Here is an 18,838-nt window from a genome sequence, read left to right as displayed (position 1 = left end):
CTGCCGCGTTGTCTGTGTGCAATGTCATCGGCATCGTCGGTGCTGACGGTGTCCGCCGAGCGTGGCTCGGCGCTACCGTGGCGCACAGAGTGCGACTAGACGACCGGTCTAATGTGGCGTAAGGTAGGTCCCATGAACTCCGCGCCCTCCCCTGCCAGTGTCGATGTCCGTGAAAAGATCCTGGCGACAGGCAGGCGGATCATGGGCGGGAAAGGATTTTCTGCCGTCGGACTGAATGAGGTATTAGTTGCTGCCGGCGTGCCCAAGGGCTCGTTCTATCATTATTTTGGATCCAAGGAAGCCTTCGGCGAAGCGATGCTGGAGGATTATTTCAGCGCCTATCTGGGCGAGATGGATCTGATCTTTCGTCAGCCGGGCCAGAGCAAGGCGCAGCAACTGGCGTCCTATTTCCAGGCGTGGCGGGCCAGCCAGGCGTCCGATGACTGCCAGGGCCGATGCCTGGCGGTGAAGCTTGGCGCCGAAGTCGCGGATCTGTCCGAAAGCATGCGGTCCGCTCTTTTGCGTGGCACTGCGGGCATCATCGAGCGGCTTGCTGCAGCGCTTGAGGCGGGTGTTGCGGACGGCTCGCTCACCATCGATGGACGTCCGCACTCGGTCGCGCAGGGCCTCTATCAGCTATGGCTCGGCGCCAGCATCATGGTGAAGATCGTGCGCACGGACCGCCCATTCGACGAGGCACAGGCGCTGACGGATCAGCTGATACATCGCCCCGCTTCCTGAGTCCGGCGATGGACTTCTTTGGCGCTGCACGGTGCAGCGTTTTTTTCACGCCAGCGTACAAGACGACTGGTCTACTTCGAACACCTACAGCAGGAGATACGCATGAACGTTCTGATGGTTCTCACCTCACATGACCAGCTCGGCGATACCGGCAAGAAGACCGGCTTCTGGCTGGAAGAACTGGCCGCCCCCTACTACACCTTCAAGGACGCCGGGGCAACGATCGTGCTCGCCTCACCGAAGGGGGGGCAGCCGCCCCTGGATCCGAAGAGCGACGAGCCGGATTCCCAGACCGATGACACCCGCCGCTTCCACGCAGACGCAGACGCCAAGGCGCACCTGGCCGCGACGGTGCGGCTGGACAGCGTGTCTGCGGCCGATTTCGATGCGGTGTTCTACCCGGGTGGCCATGGCCCGCTGTGGGATCTGGCCGAAGATGCCCACTCCATCGCTTTGATCGAATCCTTCATCGCAGCGAACAAGCCGGTTGCCCTGGTCTGCCATGCGCCGGGCGTGCTGCGTCACGTCAAAGCAGCCGACGGCCAGCCATTGGTGAGCGGCAAGAGCGTCACCGGCTTCACCAACACCGAAGAGGACGGCGTCGGTCTGACCGATGTGGTGCCGTTCCTGGTCGAGGACATGCTCAAGCAGGCCGGTGGTGACTACTCCAAGGGTCCGGATTGGGGCTCCTACGTGGTGCGTGATGGGCTGCTGATCACCGGCCAGAATCCGGCATCGTCCGCAGAAACCGCAGCGGTGCTGATCAAGCAGCTCGGCAAATAACGCCCTGCCGACAAAGCGCGGCGACCTGGCTGGACAGCCAGCAAGGTCGCCACGCCTGTCGCCCCGCGTGGCCGCCGAAAACAGTTCCATCGCAGGGGGCGGCGGCGCTAATCTAGGCAGCCTGATTGCGACACCCCGGCCGGTCTGGCCGCAGGTGGGTGCGCGGGTCCCTGACGACAGCTGCCAGCGCGAGACCTTCTTGAATCCTTCCGACTCCCCCCAGCGCCGAAGCGAGCGCGACGCCGAGCATGTGAGGTTGGCACTGGCCGCCGGCGCCATCATCGGCACCTGGTTCTGGGATGTGCAGCGTGACCGGTTGACCGTCGACGCCGCGCTTGCGCAGGCCTTTGGCCTGGATGCTTCGTTGGCTGGCAGCGAGTTGCCGCTGCAGCAGATGGTGGAGCGCGTGCATCCCGACGATCAGGCCGGCCTGGAAGCTGCAGTCGCCGATGCGCTCGAGCGCGGCGGACGTTACATCCACCAGTACCGCACGCGCGGCGTGGACGGCACGTACCGCTGGATCGAAGCGGCGGGCCGTGTGGAGACGGACGCCGACGGCCGGCCCGTGGGATTCCCCGGCGTGCTGATCGACATCGAGGACCGACGCCGGATGGAAATCGAGCGTGACCAGGCACAGACCCTGCTGCGCTCGTTCGTCGAAGCGGCGCCGGGCGTGGTGTACGCAAAGGACCGCCAAGGGCGGCTGCTGATCGGCAACCGCGGCACGACCGAGTTGATCGGCCTGCCCCCGGAGCAGTACATCGGCCGCACCGACGCCGAGCTGTTGAGCGACCCGACACAGGCGGCCGCGCTGATGGCGACCGACGAGCGCGTCATGCGCAGTGGCCGCTCCGAGCAACTGGAAGAGGCGGTCAGTTTCCCCGACGGTCGACGTGCGTTCTGGCTGTCGACCAAGGCACCCCTGCGCGACGCGGACGGCGCCGTGGTGGGACTCATCGGCACTTCCCTGGATATCACCGACCGCAAGGCGGCAGAGGAACGCCACCTGGAAGTCGAGGAACGGTACCGGCTTGCCGCGCGGGCGACCAACGATGCGATCTGGGACTGGCGCATGCGCGATGGCCAGGTGATCTGGAACGAGGCGCTGGTGACGCTGTTTGGCCATGTGCTGAGCGAGACGACGGCACAGTGGTGGATCGACCACATCCATCCCGATGACCGGGCGCGCGTCGATGCGGACATCCATGCGGTGATCGACAGCGATCGCTCCGGATGGTCCGGCGAGTACCGTTTCCAGCGAGCCGATGGCACGTATGCCTCTGTGCTGGACCGGGGTACGGTGCTGCGTGATGCCGCCGGCACGCCCCAGCGCATGATCGGTGCGATGCTCGATCTGACCAGCCGCAAGGCGGCAGAGGCCGCGCTGGCCGAGAGCGAGGAACGTCTGCGCTTCGCCACCGAGGCCGGCGACATGGGCTTCTGGGACGTGGACCTGGTGCACGATCAACTGATCTGGCCACGACGGACCAAGGCGATGTTCGGCATTTCCGCCCACGTCGAGGTCACCCTGCGTGATTTCTACGAGGGCATCCACCCGCAGGACCGTGAAGCGACAACCGCGGCGTTCCACGCTGCCGCTGATCCCGACAGACGCGCCCTGTACGACGTGGAGTACCGGACGGTTGGCAAGGAAGACGGCGTCGTCCGCTGGGTGGCCGCCAAGGGACGCGGCATGTTTGAGGACAACCGCTGCGTGCGGGTGCTGGGCGTGGCCATCGAAGTCACCGCGCGCAAGCATGCCGACGCACAGCTGAAAGAACTGAACGAAGAACTGGAAAGCCGTGTGCTGGCGGAAGTGGCCGAGCGCACACGGGTGGAGGATGCGCTGCGGCAGAGCCAGAAGATGGAAGCCGTGGGCCAGTTGACCGGCGGCATCGCGCACGATTTCAACAACATGCTGGCCACCGTGATCGGCCCCCTGGACCTGCTGGCGATGCGGTTGGGCGATGAGGATGAGCGCTCCAAGCGCTACATCGACATGGCGATCGAAGGGGCGCGCCGCGCGGCGCTGCTGACCCAACGCTTGCTGGCCTTCTCACGCCAGCAGCCGCTGCAGCCGGTGCCGGTGGACGCCAATCGACTGGTGGCGGGCATGTCGGACCTGCTGGTGCATTCGCTGGGCAGCAGCATCCGCCTGCAGACCGTGCTTGCCGCCGAGCTGTGGAGCACCTTCGCCGACGTCAACCAGTTGGAGAACGTCGTCCTGAACCTCGCCGTCAATGCGCGCGATGCGATGCCAGGCGGTGGCCGACTGACCGTGGAGACGTCCAACTGCACATTGCCGGACGATTCGTCGCAGGTGCATGCCGGCATACCTGCAGGCGACTACGTACTGATCAGCGTGGCGGACAACGGCAGCGGCATGTCGCCGGAGGTCATCGGCAAGGCATTCGATCCGTTCTTCACCACCAAGAAGGTCGGCCAGGGCACAGGGCTCGGGCTGTCCCAGGTGTACGGCTTCGTCAAGCAATCGGCTGGACACGTGCGCATCATCTCGGCGCTGGGTGAAGGTACGACGGTGCGGGTGTACCTGCCTCGGCTTTCGGCGGTCGTCGATGCAGCGCCGGCTTCGCCTGCGCTGGTGAAGCCGCCGCTGCCCGCTGGGCAGCAGCAGCGGGTGCTGGTGGTCGATGACGAGCCCGGCGTGCGCCAGTTTTCCATCGACGCGCTGACCGAGCTCGGTTATCAGGTGCTGGCCGCTGACGGCGCGAGCGCGGCGTTGAAGCATCTGGACGCGCACCCGGACATCGCGTTGCTGTTCACCGATGTGCTGATGCCGGAAATCAACGGACGGCAGTTGGCCGATGAAGCGCGCCGGCGGCGGCCGGCGTTGAAAGTCCTGTTCACCACCGGCTACAGCCGCAACGCACTGGTGCATGACGGCGTGTTGGATTCGGGGGTGCACCTGATCGGCAAGCCGTTCACGCTGGACGAACTGGCCACCCGGCTGCAGACCGTGCTGGACAGCCCGCACTGAGCCGGGCGGGCTGGCCAGGGAGTGGCGCCGAGGCGTGCTCGGCGGTTTCCGATTTCCGCGTCGCCGAGCATGGCTCGGCGCTACCGCTTACTGGGTCGGGGTGATGCGCCAGATGGTGTTGGCCAGATCATCGGCGACGATCAGTGCGCCGCGCGGATCCACCGTCACGCCTACCGGGCGACCGCGGGTCTTGCCGTCTTCGCCGAGGAATCCGGACACAAAGTCGATCGGCTCACCGGCAGGTCGACCATCACGGAACGGAACGAACACCACCTTGTAGCCGACCGGCGGGTTGCGGTTCCAGCTGCCGTGCTCACCCACGAACACACCGTCCGCAAACTTCGCGCCCATCGTGGCGGTGGAGAACGAGACGCCCAGCGCCGCGACGTGCGAGCCCAGTGCGTAGTCCGGCGTAAGCGCAGACGCGACCTTCTCTGGATTCTGCGGCATCACCCGGGTGTCCACGTTCTTGCCCCAGTAGCTGTAGGGCCAGCCGTAGAAACCGCCTTCGCGCACGGACGTCAGGTAATCAGGCACCAGGTTCGGTCCGATCTCATCGCGCTCGTTGACCACCGCCCACACCGTGCCGGTGCCGGGCTGTACGGCCAGCGCCGTGGGGTTGCGAATGCCGGTCGCGTAGGTCTTGTGCGCGCCGCTCTGCGCATCGATCTGCCACACCACCGCCCGGTCCACTTCGGCGGCCATGCCGCGTTCGGTGATGTTGCTGTTGGAGCCGATGCCCACGTACAGATACCGGCCATCCGCGCTGGCGGTGAGTGATTTGGTCCAATGGTGGTTGATCGCTGACGGCAGGTCGGTGACCTTGGTCGGCGCTCCGCTGGCCTGGGTCTGGCCTTCGCTGTACTCGAACCGCACCAGGGCATCCTGGTTGGCCACGTACAACGCGTTGCCGATCAGCGCCAGGCCATACGGCGCATTGAGCTTGTCGGCGTAAACGGTCTTCGTTTCGTAGACGCCATCGCCATCCGCATCGCGCAGCAGCGTCAGGCGGTTTCCGCTCTTGACCTGCGTGTTGCCCTTCGCCTTGATCTTGCCGGCGATCACGTCCTTCGGTTTCAGGTTGGGCGCACTGCCGCCGCGCCCTTCGGCCACCAGGATGTCACCGTTGGGCAGCACCAGCGTCTGCCGCGGAATGTTCAGATCGGTCGCGATGGCGGCGATGCGATACCCCGCCGGCACGGTTGGCACGCGATCTCCCCACTGCGCCGGCTTGGCAATGGTCATGTCCGGCATCAACGTACGGTTGGGCTTGGGCAGCTCAGGGTTCTGGCCGTACTGGTCCATCTGCGGGGCTTTGCCACTGCAGGCGGCCACTGAAGCGGCAAGCACGGACACGCTGAGAATCTTCACGATCTGGCGGCTCATCGGACACCTCCTGCGCGCAGGGTGGAAAAGCCGATCCAGGTGGCCACGAAGGCCAGCAGGGTGGCGATGACGGTCATCACCAGAGCGCCGGGCATGATCGCCCACGCATCGCGCGCATGGTGCAGCGAATCGAAGAAGCCCACCAGCCACGTCACCACCAGCACGATCACATAAGGCAACTGACGGCTGCCGCGAACCAGGCCGACGATGCCGGCCAGCAGGGCCAGGGTGGTCATCACCATCGCGCCCACCAACAGCCACGCCGCGAAGTTGCTCCACTGGATCTCGTAGGTGCTCCAATAGGCGTAGTCGGCCAGCAAGGCGCCGAGGAACAGCGGAAAGACCCCGCCGAGCACGGCAGCGTGGACGGGATGGATGACCCGGGTTCGGGTCACGACGACGGTTGATTCCATGGCAGGCTCCTTGGGGAGAGGGTCTGGGAAGGTGCCTCATGCTGCCACTGCAGCTGTGACGGCAATGCCCTCTTCCGCGCCGACGTCCATCGTTACCGCTGCGTCCTGCCCCATCGGTCTCAGCCGTTGTCGCGGAACTCCGGATACAGCGACATGCCACCGTCGACGAACAGCGTGGTGCCGGTGACATAGTCGGCGTCGTCCGACGCCAGCCAGACCGCCGCACGGGCGACGTCTTCCGGCTCGCCGATGCGACCGTAAGGCACCAGCCGCAGCAGTTTCTCCAGCGCGGCTTCGGTTTCCCATGCCTCTTTGTTGATCGGGGTGCGGATCGCGCCCGGCGCGATGGCATTGATGCGGATACCATCCGCGGCCACCTCCTGTGCCAGCGAACGGGTCAGCATCCGGCTGCCGCCCTTGGCGGAGGCGTAGTTGATATGCCCTGCCCACGGGATGATTTCATGCACTGAACTCATGGCGATGACCGTGCCCGCACTGCGCGCCGGCCTGCCGCTGCGGGGCTGCCGACGGAAGTGCCGGACGGCTTCGCGCGCACAGAGGAATTGCCCCGTCAGGTTGACGTCGATGACCGTGTTCCAGTCCTCGAGCGCCATGTCCGCGATCGCCGCGTCTTTCTGCACGCCCGAATTGCACACCACGATATCCACGCGTCCGTACACGTCCACGGTCTCATTGAACAGCCGTGCCACATCGGCTTCATCGGCGACGTCGGCCTGGATCACCGTGGCTCGTCCGCCTGCGGCGATGATGCGCTCGGCCAGGTCGTCTGCCGGCGCTTCCTGCGAGTGGTAGTTGATCACCACGGCGGCACCGGCGGCTGCCATGGCCTCGGCCACGGCGAGTCCGATGCCGGAACTGGCGCCGGTGACGATGGCCACGTGCTGGGCAAGCGGAGTGTGGGTTGCAGGCATGGGGGCACGTTCCAGGGAGATGGACTGATCGTGCCCGAGCCGATGTCTGCTGCGTGTGCGGGTGCTTTCAGTTCACGCCGCTGAGGCTTTCGGCGACGTAGCGCTTCAGCTCTTCGATCTCATACGGCTTGCTGAGGAACCGCGCATCGCGATGCGCGCGCGGCACAAGGCCTTTGTAGACAGCCGACAGGAAAAAGTAGGGGATTCCGCGCGCTTTCAATGCATCCGCAACCGAAAACACGACGCCATCGCGCAGTTCAACGTCAAGGATCGCCGCATCGAAGGCTTCATCATCGATGGAATGCAACGCGTCTGAGAGCGAGTAGGCCTGCTCTACACCGTAACCCTCACCAGTGAGGATGGTCTGCATCAAGATCGAGAGCTCGATTTCGTCCTCGACCACCAGGATGCGCGGCGCATCGGGGCTTAGCGAAACATGTGTGTCCATGCGGGCGAGTGTCCCGCATTGCGGTGGGTCATGGCGTGATGGCGTTCGGGCGGGTCTTCACGCCTCGTTGTCGCCGGGCTCGGCGGTTGCAGCGACGTGCATCGGCTGCATTTGCTTCCGCTCGGATGCTTTCGCGGCCTGTTTCCGCGCTCTTTCGCGGTCTGGCGCGCTCTGGTAGAGCCGACTTCAGTCGGCTGTTTTTGCTCTCTGGTAGAGCCGACTTCAGTCGGCTGTTTTTGCACGCAGCCGACTGAAGTCGGCTCTACCAAGGCCAGAGCAGCCGACTGAAGTCGCCTCTACCGTCGGCTCTACCCTCGGCTCCACCCACGCGCGGAAGCCGCCATCGGCGCTTTCTCCCTGCGAGCACGCCTGCCCTGCGTAGGATGTGGCTCTGCATTAAAATCAAGGTGGACGCTTCTGATGATGGGACATTCGCACACGGTGGCGGCCGGCCTGTTGATCGCCACGGCAGCGGCGCTTACCGGCTGCAACCCAGCGCCGGACCACGTTGTCGATGAGCCGGCTGAGCAGGCTGCAGCGGCAAACGCCTCAACCCCCGCTGCGCCGGTTCCGGCGGTACGTCCGGCTGTCGTGCAGCCTGCGTTCGTCGATGAGGCGTCCGGGCTCGCGCTGCGCCCGGTGCCTGGCGCCCGCGTCGGGGCCGACGTGGAGTCCGGCGCGCTCACACCTGGCAGCTGGAAGCTGTTCGCCGAACCGGGAAGCGAAGGCCGCCGCGTGGTCGCGGTCGTACTGGATGGGTCCAACGAGGTCACCACCGCTGCCATGCGCATCGGCGTCAGTGCCGATCCATCATCGATGGCGGCCTGCCTGCAGCTGCCCGCCGAATCCACCGGCCCCGCCGCTGGGCAGGTCGAAATCGGCGGCGTCCCGTTCACCCACTTCCGCGCCGGAGATGCGGCGATGAGCCACTACGTGTCCGCTGACAGCTACCGTGCCGTGCACGGCGGACAGTGTGTTGCCATCGACCTGCTGGTCAAGGGGACCCGTCCGGAGGTGTACGATCCGCCCCGCACGCCACCGTTCACCACCGAGGAGGCGCAGCAGAAACTGCAGGCGCTGTTGCCTGCGGTGTACTGGCAGCGCTGAGTCAGCGTGTCATTTCCTCGGCCAGCAGGCTGACCAGGCCCTGCGCAGGCAGTTCGCGCGCCAATGGAGCCCCCTGCCCGGCCCAGAACGCGCCGACGTCGGTCCGTCCTTGGGCGGCGTAAGCGGCAAACAGCTGTTTGGCGATGTCGTAGGCCAGCGGGTAGTCCGCCGGGTCGGCGTCGGTGAGGGTGTCGGCGTAGTCGATGAGCGGGTTGACGATGCCGCGCGCCGGGCGCCCTGACAACGCCCGCGTCATCCGTGTGTGCGCGTTGCCCCGGCCCTTCATCGCCGCCCGATAGCCTTCGGCAGCCGCACTCTCCGGGCACAGTACGAACGCGGTGCCGAGCTGCGCCGCCACCGCGCCAAGGTCGAGCGCCGCGCGGATGCCCTGCCCGTCCATGATGCCCCCGGCCGCGATGACCGGCCGTGTCGCGTCGCGCACCAGCCTGCGGACCAGCACCGGCATGCTGAGCTCTTCATCCAAGGCGTCAGGATCGAACATGCCGCGATGACCGCCGGCTTCGTGGCCCTGGGCCACCAGCACATCCACACCCGCAGCGGTCGCCTGCGCTGCTTCCTCGACACATGTCACCGACGCAAAGGTAATGATGCCTGCAGCGCGCAGCGCGCCGACCTGTGCGGGCGGGGGTACATTGAAATGGAAACTCACCACGGCCGGCTTGAGGTCCAGCAGCAGCTGGAAGCTCTCCTCGTCGCCCAGGAAAGATCGATAGATCTCGCGCAACTGCGTAGGCGGCTCGCTCGACTGCTGCTTGAACAAGGGCGCCAGCGCGGCAATCCACGCCGCATCGCGCGCCGAGCCCGGCGTGGCCGGCGCATGACAGAACACATTGACGTTGAAGGGGCGCGAGGTCAGTTGACGGGTAGCCTCGATGGCCTCGCGGGCCTGCGCCACGGTGCTTGCGCCGATCCCCAGTGAGCCCAGGCCGCCCGCGTTGCTGACTGCGGCGGCAAGCTGCGGCGTCGATACGCCCGCCATGGGGGCCTGGATGATGGGGTGGGTGAGGCCGAGCTGCGCGATCAGATCAAGCATGGGCGTCGGGTCCTTCGCTGCGTCGCGTTACGAAGGCCCTATTATTTCGCAGATACGTCGCCGCTGCGACGTAGTCCCTTCAGCCTGCCATCGCCAGAGCGGGCTGGGTCGACGCGGCGCTGCGTGGGCGCGCTGACGCGGTCGTGCTGCTCGCGAAGCGCACCAGCTCGGTGTTCGCAACGGCCTGGCTGGCGGCACACTGCGGGCAACGAAGGACGCGCGCCCCGGTGACGGTGCTGATGCCGTGGCCGTCACGGGCATCAAAGCCGTGCTGGCACTCCATGCACTGCACCTGCAGCGCGTACAGATGCACGATGCGCTGCGATGCCGGTTCCTGCAGGCAGGAAATGTCGAGGATATCGAACGTTCCGGAATTGGGCCTGACGAACGTGCCCCAGCTCTTGCGCCAGTAGGAGGTGGGGATCATGGTCGGTCGGCCGCTGCGATGGGTGTGGACAGAGCATAGGCAGCGTGCTGTGTAGTGCAGGTGGACACAGGCGTGCAGGCGGGGTGGAGGCGCCGCGCTGGCGCACGTGCGATGCTGCGCTGCCCTGCCCTCCTGATATCCGGTGCACCATGCGTCGACCGCCGAAACGTCCAGTGCTGGCCCTGCTCGGCTGGCTCCTGCTGTGCTTCCTTGTCGCCGCCGTGGGCGCGGCAGCGTCGGTGTCGGCCAGTGAGTTCTATGCGGCGCTGGCCAAGCCGTCGTGGGCGCCGCCCGCCAGTGTGTTCGGGCCGGTGTGGTCGGTGCTCTACCTGCTGATGGGTCTCTCGGCGTGGCTGGTGTGGCGCCGAGGGGGCTGGCGTGCCCAGCGTGGCGCCCTGCAGTTGTTCGTCGTGCAGTTGGCACTGAATGGGTTGTGGAGTTGGTTGTTCTTTGGCTGGCGGATGGGCGGTCCCGCCTTCGCCGACATCGTGCTGCTGATCCTGGTGCTGCTGGCGACCATGGCGGGCTTCTGGCGGGCAAGCCGGTTTGCTGCCCTGCTGCTGGTGCCTTACCTGGCGTGGATTTCGTTTGCCTCGGCTTTGAACTGGGCGGTCTGGCGCGCCAATCCGGGTCTGCTGGGCTGAGCAGAGTGTAGCGCCGAGCCACGCTCGGCCGAGTGCGCTGCGCGGTCGGCGTCGGGCGTGCGCGGTGCCTGGATCGAAAAGCCGCCGAGCGTGGCTCGGCGCTACCGGTGCAGCGTGCAGCGGCCGCGCCCTGCCCCCCTGCGTTGGCGGCACGTGAAGCCCGGCTCACGACGCTGAGACATCCTGCCCACCACGATGGCCCCATCACACTGACATAACCGGGGACCCTGCCGTGCGAGCGTTCAACATCGCGACCTTGATCATGGTGCTGTTCGGCGCCATCTGCCTCGGCCTGCAGGGCCAGTTCCAGGTGGATCTGGTCGGGATGGTGTGCGGTACGGAAAGCGCCTGGCCGCGCGCGGTGTATGCGCTGATCGGCCTGTCCGGGCTCTGGCAGACGGTATGGCTGGCCACGCACAAACCGAAGGCGCAGCTGGTCTGATACGGGTCCGCCGAGCCTGGGCTCGGCGGTGCTGGGGTTGCCGGTTCCGCTGTGCTCGCCGAGCGTGGCTCGGCGCTACCGGGTTCCGCGATGTTGTTTCAGCTGCGGCACTCGAACACGGTGACGCTGCGCGGCGGGGCGAGGAATTCGGTAGATCCCTTCGGCACTGACGACCGGTCCAGCGCATCGTCGGTGGACAGCTCGAGTTTCCAATGCAGGGGCGTGTCTTCGTCGTCCGGCAGCTTGAAGGTTACTCCTTCGTGCCAAGCGTTTATCAGGATCAGCAGGGTGGCGTCGTGGGCGTGCTCCCGTACGCCGGAATGCTGCGCCTTGCCTTCAAGAACAAGCCCGACCGAACGCGCACCCGCCTCTTCCCAGTTGCCCGGCTGCATCTCTTCGCCGCTCGGATTGAGCCACGTCAGGTCCTTGACCCCTGCCTGCTCGCTGTACTGACCGTTGAGGAATCGACCGCGGGTCAGGATCGGATAGCGCCTGCGCAGTGCGGTCAGTTCACGTACGAAGTCAGCCAGGCGTCCGTCGCTGGCGTCCCGCTCCCAGTCGATCCACGCCGTCTCGTTGTCCTGGCAGTACGTGTTGTTGTTGCCGCCCTGCGTCTGCGCGCGCTCGTCGCCGGCGAGCAGCATCGGCGTGCCCTGCGCCAGCAACAGGGTGGCGAGCAGATTCTTCATCTGCCGCTCGCGCACCGCATTGATGCCCGCATCGTCGGTCTCGCCTTCCGCGCCGTAGTTGCAGGACGCATCGTTATTCGAGCCGTCGTTGTTGTCCTCACCGTTGGCGATGTTGTGCTTTTCGTTGTAGCTGACCAGGTCGCGCAGGGTGAAGCCATCGTGGGCGGTGATGAAGTTGACCGAGGACCACGGTCGGCGACCGCGTCGGTCGAACAGATCCGCCGAGCCGGTGAAGCGCGTGGCGAACTCGGCCAGCATGCCCTCATCGCCCTTCCAGAAGCTGCGTGCATTGTCGCGGAACTTGTCGTTCCACTCCGCCCAGCCCGGTGGGAAGCGGCCGACCTGGTAACCGCCCGGCCCGCAATCCCACGGCTCGGCGATCAGCTTGACCTGCGACAGCACCGGATCCTGCCCGCAGGCATCGAGGAAACCGCCGCGCTGGTCGAATCCGCTGGGTTCCCGTCCAAGGATGGTAGCGAGGTCGAAACGGAAGCCGTCCACGTGCATGTCTTCTGCCCAGTACCGCAGCGAGTCGTTGACGAAGCGCATGGCCTGCATGTTGCTCAGGTTGAACGTGTTGCCGGTGCCGGTGTCGTTGATGTAGAAACGTTTGTCATCGGCAAGGCGGTAGTACGTTGCGTTGTCGATGCCCTTGAACGACAGCGTGGGGCCCAGCTCGTTGCCTTCCGCGGTGTGGTTGTAGACCACGTCCAGCACCACTTCCAGGCCCTTCCGGTGCATCGCCTTGACCATGTCACGGAACTCATCGCGATGGCCGCTGGCGAGATACCGGCTCTTCAGGGCGAAGAATGCCAGTGTGTTGTAGCCCCAGTAATTGCGCAGCCCTTTGTCCAGCAGATGCTGGTCATCGAGGTAAGCCTGCACCGGCAGCAGTTCCACCGCGGTGACGCCCAGGCCCTTGATGTAATCGAGCACCGCCTCCGATGCGAGCCCGGCACACGTGCCCTGCAGCTCGGCAGACACGGCGGGATGGCGTTTGGTGAAACCGCGCACGTGGGTCTCGTACACCAGCGTCCGGTTCCACGCCGTCAGCAGCCTTTGGTCGTCTTCCCAGTCGTAGTCGTCGTGCACCACGACCGCCTTGGGCATGAACGGCGCGCTGTCACGCTCGTCGAAGCTCAGGTCCTTGTCGGGGTGACCAATGGTGTAACCGTACAGTTCATCGGCCCATGTCAGGTCGCCGTCGATCTCGCGTGCGTACGGATCAAGCAACAGCTTGTGGTGGTTGAAACGATGCCCCTCGGCAGGCGCATAGGGTCCGTGCACACGGTAGCCGTAGCGCTGCCCCGGCTTCACGTCGGGCAGGTAGCCGTGCCAGGTTTCGTTGGTGAACTCGGGAAGCTCGATGCGTTCTTCGTTGCCGGATTCATCGAACAGGCAGAGCTCGACACGGGTTGCATGGGCACTGAACAGCGCGAAATTGGTGCCCTTGCCATCGAAGGTGGCGCCCTGTGGAAAGGGCCGGCCCTCACGGACGCGTGATGGGGTGGCGTAACGGGCGTGGACGGTATCGCGCATGGGCTGCTCGCTGGGCAGGCGGCGGAAGTGCGGCCTGGGAGGCGCAAGATTCTGCTGTCGCGCGTGCAGGCTGCGTCATCGGTCGATGGCGCGCCGATCACGTGCTGCGTTGAAATACGGTAGGTTGAGTGCCTGCCTTTTCATCACCTCCCAAGGATATCCATGCCCTACGTCATCACCGGCCAGTCTTTCCTCGCGTTCGCCGCCTTCATGGGCATGGGCCTGTTGATCCTGCTGCTGGCCATCGCGCTGGTTGCGCTGATCACCCCGCACAAGGAAATCACCTTGATCCGCCAAGGCAACAAGGCGGCAGGCATCGGCCTGGCCGGCGCGCTGATCGGGCTGGCGCTGCCGATCAACTCGGTGATCAGCAATTCGGTGTCGTTGGTGGATGCCGCCATCTGGTGTGCGATCGCCGTCGTGATGCAGATGTTGGCCTTCGGCATCTCCCGCGCGATCATCACCCGCCGTGGCCCGGATCAGATCGATGCCGGCAACGAGAGTGCCGGCTGGTTCTCCGCTGGCGTTGCCATCGCGGTGGGGCTGGTGAATTCTGCCGCGATGGTGCCCTGAGCATCCTGGATCCGTGCGAGCGCCTGCTTGTCCAGAGGGCGCATCGTTCGGCGTCCGGTGTCACGCCAGCGGATGGATCGCCATCGTGGCACCTTCAAACCCCTGCTTGATGATGCGGTAGGTGTCCCGGTCGAACTCGCCGGGCTCCGCGCGAAGCCGCTTGGCCTTGGCCAGGCTGGGCGCACTGCCGTGGTAGCGCCATCCCTCGACGACGTGGAACTGGGTCATGGTCTCTCCCCTTTCTTCCACGGCCACTTTCCCGCCATACGGCCACGCCGATACCTCCAGCCGCTCCAGTGCGCCCCGCAGCCGCTGTTCGTGCGCGTCCAGCGGCTCGCGCCCACTGCACGCGCCCAGGCACTGCCCCAGCATTGACCGGAAACAGGCCCGTCCGGCCGGCAATCGTTCCAGGCCCAGCAGTGCATAGCAGAGGCGGTGATCGTCGGCGAGCCGGCGCAGGGACTCCTTGGCGGCCCGTTCGCTGGAATACAGGCCATGCAGCATCGGTGCCGTGGCCAGGTCGTGATCACCGGAGTGCACCACGCTCACCGTTCCGCGGTACAAGCGCAGGCTGAACTGGCGACGCAGCCGACGCAGCAGGCGGTTGTACAGCGGAAGGTCGCGCTTGATCAGATGGGCCTCCAGCAACCGCGCGCCGAAGTCGCCGGCCGTGGGGATCGCGGTGACGTGCCGGGTCTGCCGCAGCAGATCGGCCTCTTCGGTCGTGCGCAGATGGTCCATCACCCGCCCACGGATATTGATGCTCTTGCCGATGTACAGCGGCAGGCCGCCGTCCTGTCCGTGGAAAACGTATACCCCCGGGGTCCGCGGCAGTTGCTGCACGACGTCGCGCAGGTGCTCGGGGTACAGATAGGTGGCGGCGCGGGAGGCGCGGCGGGCGGTGGAAGCGGAGGTCGGCATATTGTATTGCGGTGATTTAGTAGGAATACTAACACCTGCAGAGTATCCGTGTTCCGATCAAAACGCGTGCCGACTGAAGTCGGCACTACCGGGGGTTTGCCGACCGGAGCGTCGAGACGTCGGTATGGCGGCTGGTCAGCTGAAATATTCAGATTCATTGATTCATTCGTCTCATCTGATGAGACCGGCCATTACTAGCGTGGTGTCATGGAAACCCTCCGCAAACTCGAGATCCTCGCTGACGCCGCGAAATACGATGCGTCCTGCGCCTCCAGTGGCGCGGGCAAGCGGGATTCACGCAGCTCCGGCGGCATCGGCAGCACGGAAGGGTCCGGTATCTGCCACAGCTATACGCCTGATGGCCGCTGTGTGTCGCTGCTGAAGATCCTGCTGACCAATTTCTGCATCTACGACTGCGCGTACTGCGTCAACCGCGTGTCCAGCAACGTGCCGCGTGCGCGTTTCCGGGTGGCCGAAGTGGTGGCGCTGACCCTGGATTTCTATAAACGCAATTACATCGAGGGGCTGTTCCTTTCCAGCGGCATCATCCGCAGCGCGGACTACACGATGGAACATATGGTGGAGGTGGCGCGGCAGCTGCGTGAAGAGCACCGTTTCGCCGGCTATATTCACCTGAAGACCATTCCCGAAGCATCACCGGAGCTGCTGGCGGCAGCAGGTAAATATGCCGACCGCCTGTCGATCAACATCGAATTGCCCACCGAAACCGGGCTGGCCGCTTTCGCGCCGGAGAAAACCATGCCGTCCATCCGCGGCGCGATGGGTGAACTGCGCTGGCGGATCGAAGAATCCAAGGAGGAGCGCGCCCGCCCTGCCATTGCGGCGGCAACGCGCAGCGTGCAGAAGAGTGCGCCACGGTTCGCGCCGGCCGGGCAAAGCACGCAGATGATCGTCGGCGCGGATGGTGCCAGTGATCGCGACATCCTGACCACGTCCGACCAGCTGTACGGCAACTACCGCATGCGCCGGGTCTACTACTCCGCCTTCAGCCCCATCCCCGATGCCAGCAAGGCGCTGCCGCTGCAGCCGCCGCCGATGCAGCGCGAGCACCGTCTGTACCAGGCCGACTGGCTGCTGCGGTTCTACGGGTATGGCATCGAAGAGATCACCGATACCACGCAGGACGGGATGCTCGACCTGGACATCGATCCGAAGATGGCCTGGGCGCTGCGGCATCCGGATCGGTTTCCAGTGGATCTGAACATCGCCCCGAAGGAACTGCTGCTGCGCGTGCCCGGCCTGGGCGTGCGCAATGTGAAGCGGGTGCTGATGGCCCGCCGCCATGGCCGCCTCCGCGTGGCCGACGTGGCCCGGCTGCGCGCGCCGATGCGCAAGCTGCTGCCTTTCGTGCAGCTGCTGGACCACCACCCGCACCGGCGACTGGACGATCCGGCCAGCCTGCGCGCGAGCCTGGCCCCGCCGCCTCGGCAGGGTTCGCTGTTCGGCGAGCATCCGGCCAGTTGAACGTGCAACGCTGGACCGCGCGCATCGATCCGCCGTGGTCGCTGGATGCATGGCGTGCGGCGGCCCGCATCGGGCTGACGGCAGGGGTGGCACCGGAGCAGATCGACTGGCTGGAAGGCCGCGAAGCCTCGTTGCTGGATGCCCCTGATCTTGCGGGGGCGCTGTCGTCGCATGACCCGGCCGCCGCCCCGGTGCTGCGCGTTTCGAAAGCGTTCCTGGAGCTCGCCGCCACGGTGCTGTGCCACCGGGATGCGCAACGGCTGCCCCTGCTGTACCGCATCCTGTGGCGCATCGGCCACGGCCAGCGCGAGGTGCTGTCCAATCCGACCGACGCCGACGTGCTGCGGGCCAATGCCCTGACCCAGGCCGTGCGCCGCGACTCGCACAAGATGAAAGCCTTCGTGCGTTTCCGCGAGGTCCCGGGCGAGGACGATGCCTTCATCGCCTGGTTCGAGCCCGATCACCACATCGTGGATCGGGTCGCACCGTTCTTCGCGCGGCGCTTTGCCGGCATGCGCTGGGCGATCCTGACCCCGTCGCGCAGCGTGCACTGGGACGGCACCGCCCTGCACTTCGGTGGCGGCGCGAAGCGCAGCGACGCACCGGCGGATGACTCGCGGGAAGACCTCTGGCGGACGTATTACGCCAGCATCTTCAACCCCGCTCGCTTGAACGAACGGATGATGCGGCAGGAAATGCCGGTCAAGTACTGGAAGCACCTGCCGGAGGTCTCGCTGCTGCCCACGTTGGTGCGCGACGCCAGCACGCGCGTGGAAGAGATGCATGCGCGCCAGGCGCAGGAACCGCAGCGTCGGATCCCCCAGGCACCGGTTCCCCTGCCGCCAACGCCTGCCGAAGCCGGGTCGCTGGATACGCTGCGCGCACGCGCCGCGGCCTGCCGCCAGTGCCCGCTGTGGGAGCCGGCCACGCAGACGGTGTTCGGCGAGGGTCCTGCCCGTGCGCGGATCATGCTCGTGGGTGAACAGCCCGGCGACCGCGAGGACCTGAGCGGCCGCCCCTTCGTCGGACCGGCCGGCCAGTTGCTGGACCAGCTGCTGGTCGAGGCCGGCATCGAGCGCTCGGCGCTGTACCTGACCAACGCGGTGAAGCATTTCCGTTTCCAGCGGCGCGGCAAGGTGCGCGTGCACCAGCGGCCGGACCGCGAGCACGTCCAAGCGTGCCGTTCATGGGTAGCCGCCGAGATCGAACACGTGCGTCCGGATGTCATCGTCTGTCTGGGTGCGACGGCGGCATCGGCGCTGCTGGGCTCGGCCTTCCGCTTCAGCCAGGGGCGCGGGCAGTGGCATGCCCTGCACGATGGCACACGGGCGCTGGTGACGGTGCATCCCTCCTGGATACTGCGACAAGGTGACGGGCCGGCGCGTGAGGCTGCCTATCAGGTGCTGCTGGAGGATCTGCGCAAGGTCAAGGACGCGTCGGCGCCTTGACGGTGATCCACGTGGGCGCGTGGTCGCTGGCTTTCTCCTGCAGCCGCACCCAGCGGTCCACGCCCGCCGCTTTCAGTCGGCTGGCCAACACCGGGTTGAGCAGCAGGTGGTCGATGCGCAGGCCGCGATCACGTTCGGCATGCTGGCGGAAATAGTCCCAGAACGTGTAGATCCGCTCCTCGCCGACGATCTGTCGCAGCGCATCGGTCCAGCCCTGCGCCAGCAGGTCGGCGTAGGCATCGCGCACGGCCGGTTGGATCAGGGCATCCTTTTTCCATGACGTTGCGTCGTACACATCGTCGTCCGTGGGGATCACGTTGAAGTCGCCGATGATGGCCACCGGATACTCGAGCGCCACCAGCGTGCGGGCATGGCGGGCCAGCCGCTGCATCCATGCCAGCTTGTAATCGAACTTCGGGCCCGGCTGTGGGTTGCCGTTCGGCAGATAGATTCCTGCGACGATCACCCCGTGGATCGCCGCTTCGATGTAGCGGCTCTGGGTGTCGGATGGATCTCCCGGCAGGCCGCGCCGGCTTTCGATGGGCTGCGTGTCGCGGCCCAGCAGGGCGACGCCATTCCATGCGGCCTGGCCCTGCCAGATCGCCCCATATCCCGCGCTTTCGATGGCGGCGCGCGGAAAGGCGGCATCGGTCGCCTTCAGTTCCTGCAATGCGACGATATCGGGCTGTTCCTTCTCCAGCCACGCCAGCAGATGCGGCAGCCGTGTCGTGATGCCGTTGACGTTGAAGGTGGCAATCCTGAGTGTGCGCGAGCGTGGCATGGCGGGCCTGTGCGGTAAGCGGCGATG

18 protein-coding genes are annotated in these 18,838 nt (G+C 65.9%); 9 read left to right on the top strand and 9 right to left on the bottom strand.

Translation table 11 applies throughout. The annotated features are described in order from the left end of the window. The first annotated feature begins 132 nt into the window (after positions 1 to 132). The 3 genes from IFT58_RS00155 to IFT58_RS00145 all read left to right on the top strand — a co-directional run bounded on the left by IFT58_RS00155 (position 133) and on the right by IFT58_RS00145 (position 4,522). Positions 133 to 741 carry a TetR/AcrR family transcriptional regulator gene (locus IFT58_RS00155; RefSeq protein WP_192079563.1) on the top strand — a complete coding sequence of 203 codons (609 nt, stop codon included), beginning with the start codon at positions 133 to 135 and terminating at the stop codon, positions 739 to 741. Positions 742 to 843: 102 nt separating this feature from the next. Beyond that, positions 844 to 1,524: a type 1 glutamine amidotransferase domain-containing protein gene (locus IFT58_RS00150; RefSeq protein WP_192093586.1), complete on the top strand. Its 681-nt coding sequence runs from the start codon at positions 844 to 846 to the stop codon at positions 1,522 to 1,524. Between the two features lie 256 nt (positions 1,525 to 1,780). After that, a complete protein-coding gene (locus IFT58_RS00145; RefSeq protein WP_192093585.1) occupies positions 1,781 to 4,522 on the top strand; it encodes a PAS domain-containing protein in 2,742 nt (913 codons plus the stop codon). A gap of 87 nt (positions 4,523 to 4,609) precedes the next feature. On the opposite strand, the gene IFT58_RS00140 is transcribed toward IFT58_RS00145, so the two are convergent. From IFT58_RS00140 to IFT58_RS00125, 4 genes are all read right to left on the bottom strand, one after another. Then, positions 4,610 to 5,908, bottom strand: a complete 1,299-nt coding sequence (locus IFT58_RS00140) for a sorbosone dehydrogenase family protein (protein WP_192093584.1) — start codon at positions 5,906 to 5,908, stop codon at positions 4,610 to 4,612. Beyond that, positions 5,905 to 6,321: a DUF2231 domain-containing protein gene (locus IFT58_RS00135; RefSeq protein ID WP_188323976.1), complete on the bottom strand. Its 417-nt coding sequence runs from the start codon at positions 6,319 to 6,321 to the stop codon at positions 5,905 to 5,907. Before IFT58_RS00135 ends, IFT58_RS00140 begins: the two co-directional genes overlap by 4 nt. Before the next feature lie 119 nt (positions 6,322 to 6,440). Next, a complete protein-coding gene (locus IFT58_RS00130; protein ID WP_192093583.1) occupies positions 6,441 to 7,253 on the bottom strand; it encodes a glucose 1-dehydrogenase in 813 nt (270 codons plus the stop codon). A 67-nt stretch (positions 7,254 to 7,320) separates the two neighbouring features. Further along, positions 7,321 to 7,701: a response regulator gene (locus tag IFT58_RS00125; RefSeq protein ID WP_192079573.1), complete on the bottom strand. Its 381-nt coding sequence runs from the start codon at positions 7,699 to 7,701 to the stop codon at positions 7,321 to 7,323. Between the two features lie 420 nt (positions 7,702 to 8,121). Here IFT58_RS00125 and IFT58_RS00120 point away from each other — a divergent pair, with 420 nt between their 5' ends. Further along, positions 8,122 to 8,808 (top strand): hypothetical protein, encoded by a 687-nt coding sequence (locus IFT58_RS00120; RefSeq protein ID WP_192093582.1) that lies wholly within the window; start codon positions 8,122 to 8,124, stop codon positions 8,806 to 8,808. Between the two features lies 1 nt (position 8,809). Here IFT58_RS00120 and IFT58_RS00115 read toward each other — a convergent pair whose 3' ends face one another. Both IFT58_RS00115 and IFT58_RS00110 read right to left on the bottom strand, forming a co-directional pair. Further along, positions 8,810 to 9,862: a nitronate monooxygenase gene (locus tag IFT58_RS00115; RefSeq protein WP_192093581.1), complete on the bottom strand. Its 1,053-nt coding sequence runs from the start codon at positions 9,860 to 9,862 to the stop codon at positions 8,810 to 8,812. A 79-nt stretch (positions 9,863 to 9,941) separates the two neighbouring features. Next, entirely contained in the window at positions 9,942 to 10,289 is a 348-nt protein-coding gene (locus IFT58_RS00110) for a hypothetical protein (RefSeq protein WP_192079579.1), read from the bottom strand. A gap of 149 nt (positions 10,290 to 10,438) precedes the next feature. On the opposite strand from IFT58_RS00110, the gene IFT58_RS00105 reads away from it, so the two are divergent. Together IFT58_RS00105 and IFT58_RS00100 are read left to right on the top strand one after the other, a co-directional pair. Then, entirely contained in the window at positions 10,439 to 10,933 is a 495-nt protein-coding gene (locus IFT58_RS00105) for a TspO/MBR family protein (protein WP_192093580.1), read from the top strand. A gap of 232 nt (positions 10,934 to 11,165) precedes the next feature. Then, positions 11,166 to 11,375 (top strand): DUF378 domain-containing protein, encoded by a 210-nt coding sequence (locus tag IFT58_RS00100; RefSeq protein WP_197974514.1) that lies wholly within the window; start codon positions 11,166 to 11,168, stop codon positions 11,373 to 11,375. Positions 11,376 to 11,473: 98 nt separating this feature from the next. On the opposite strand, the gene glgX is transcribed toward IFT58_RS00100, so the two are convergent. Beyond that, positions 11,474 to 13,603, bottom strand: a complete 2,130-nt coding sequence (gene glgX, locus IFT58_RS00095; protein WP_192093579.1) for a glycogen debranching protein GlgX — start codon at positions 13,601 to 13,603, stop codon at positions 11,474 to 11,476. A 162-nt stretch (positions 13,604 to 13,765) separates the two neighbouring features. On the opposite strand from glgX, the gene IFT58_RS00090 reads away from it, so the two are divergent. Continuing rightward, positions 13,766 to 14,176, top strand: coding sequence for a DUF350 domain-containing protein (locus tag IFT58_RS00090; RefSeq protein ID WP_188323968.1), 411 nt, complete (start codon positions 13,766 to 13,768; stop codon positions 14,174 to 14,176). 60 nt (positions 14,177 to 14,236) lie between these two features. Here the strand turns inward: IFT58_RS00090 and cho are convergent, their stop codons facing one another. Next, positions 14,237 to 15,097, bottom strand: coding sequence for an excinuclease Cho (cho, locus tag IFT58_RS00085; protein ID WP_192093578.1), 861 nt, complete (start codon positions 15,095 to 15,097; stop codon positions 14,237 to 14,239). A gap of 207 nt (positions 15,098 to 15,304) precedes the next feature. Between cho and IFT58_RS00080 the strand changes: the two genes are divergently transcribed. Further along, complete coding sequence (locus IFT58_RS00080; RefSeq protein WP_192093577.1) at positions 15,305 to 16,582, top strand: putative DNA modification/repair radical SAM protein; 1,278 nt, start codon at positions 15,305 to 15,307, stop codon at positions 16,580 to 16,582. 2 nt (positions 16,583 to 16,584) lie between these two features. After that, the gene (locus IFT58_RS00075; RefSeq protein WP_342029527.1) at positions 16,585 to 18,030 is read left to right on the top strand and encodes a UdgX family uracil-DNA binding protein; all 1,446 of its coding nucleotides are present in this window, start codon (positions 16,585 to 16,587) and stop codon (positions 18,028 to 18,030) included. Here IFT58_RS00075 and xth read toward each other — a convergent pair. Beyond that, positions 18,008 to 18,811, bottom strand: coding sequence for an exodeoxyribonuclease III (xth, locus tag IFT58_RS00070; protein WP_192093576.1), 804 nt, complete (start codon positions 18,809 to 18,811; stop codon positions 18,008 to 18,010). The two genes, IFT58_RS00075 and xth, sit on opposite strands and share 23 nt — an antisense overlap. Between the last annotated feature and the right edge of the window lie 27 nt (positions 18,812 to 18,838).

It is taken from the genome of Stenotrophomonas sp. CFBP 13718 (genome assembly GCF_014842145.1).
Taxonomy (GTDB): domain Bacteria; phylum Pseudomonadota; class Gammaproteobacteria; order Xanthomonadales; family Xanthomonadaceae; genus Stenotrophomonas.
The sequence above is the reverse complement of the archived record's forward strand: the minus strand, read 5'-3'. Positions and strand labels throughout refer to the sequence as shown.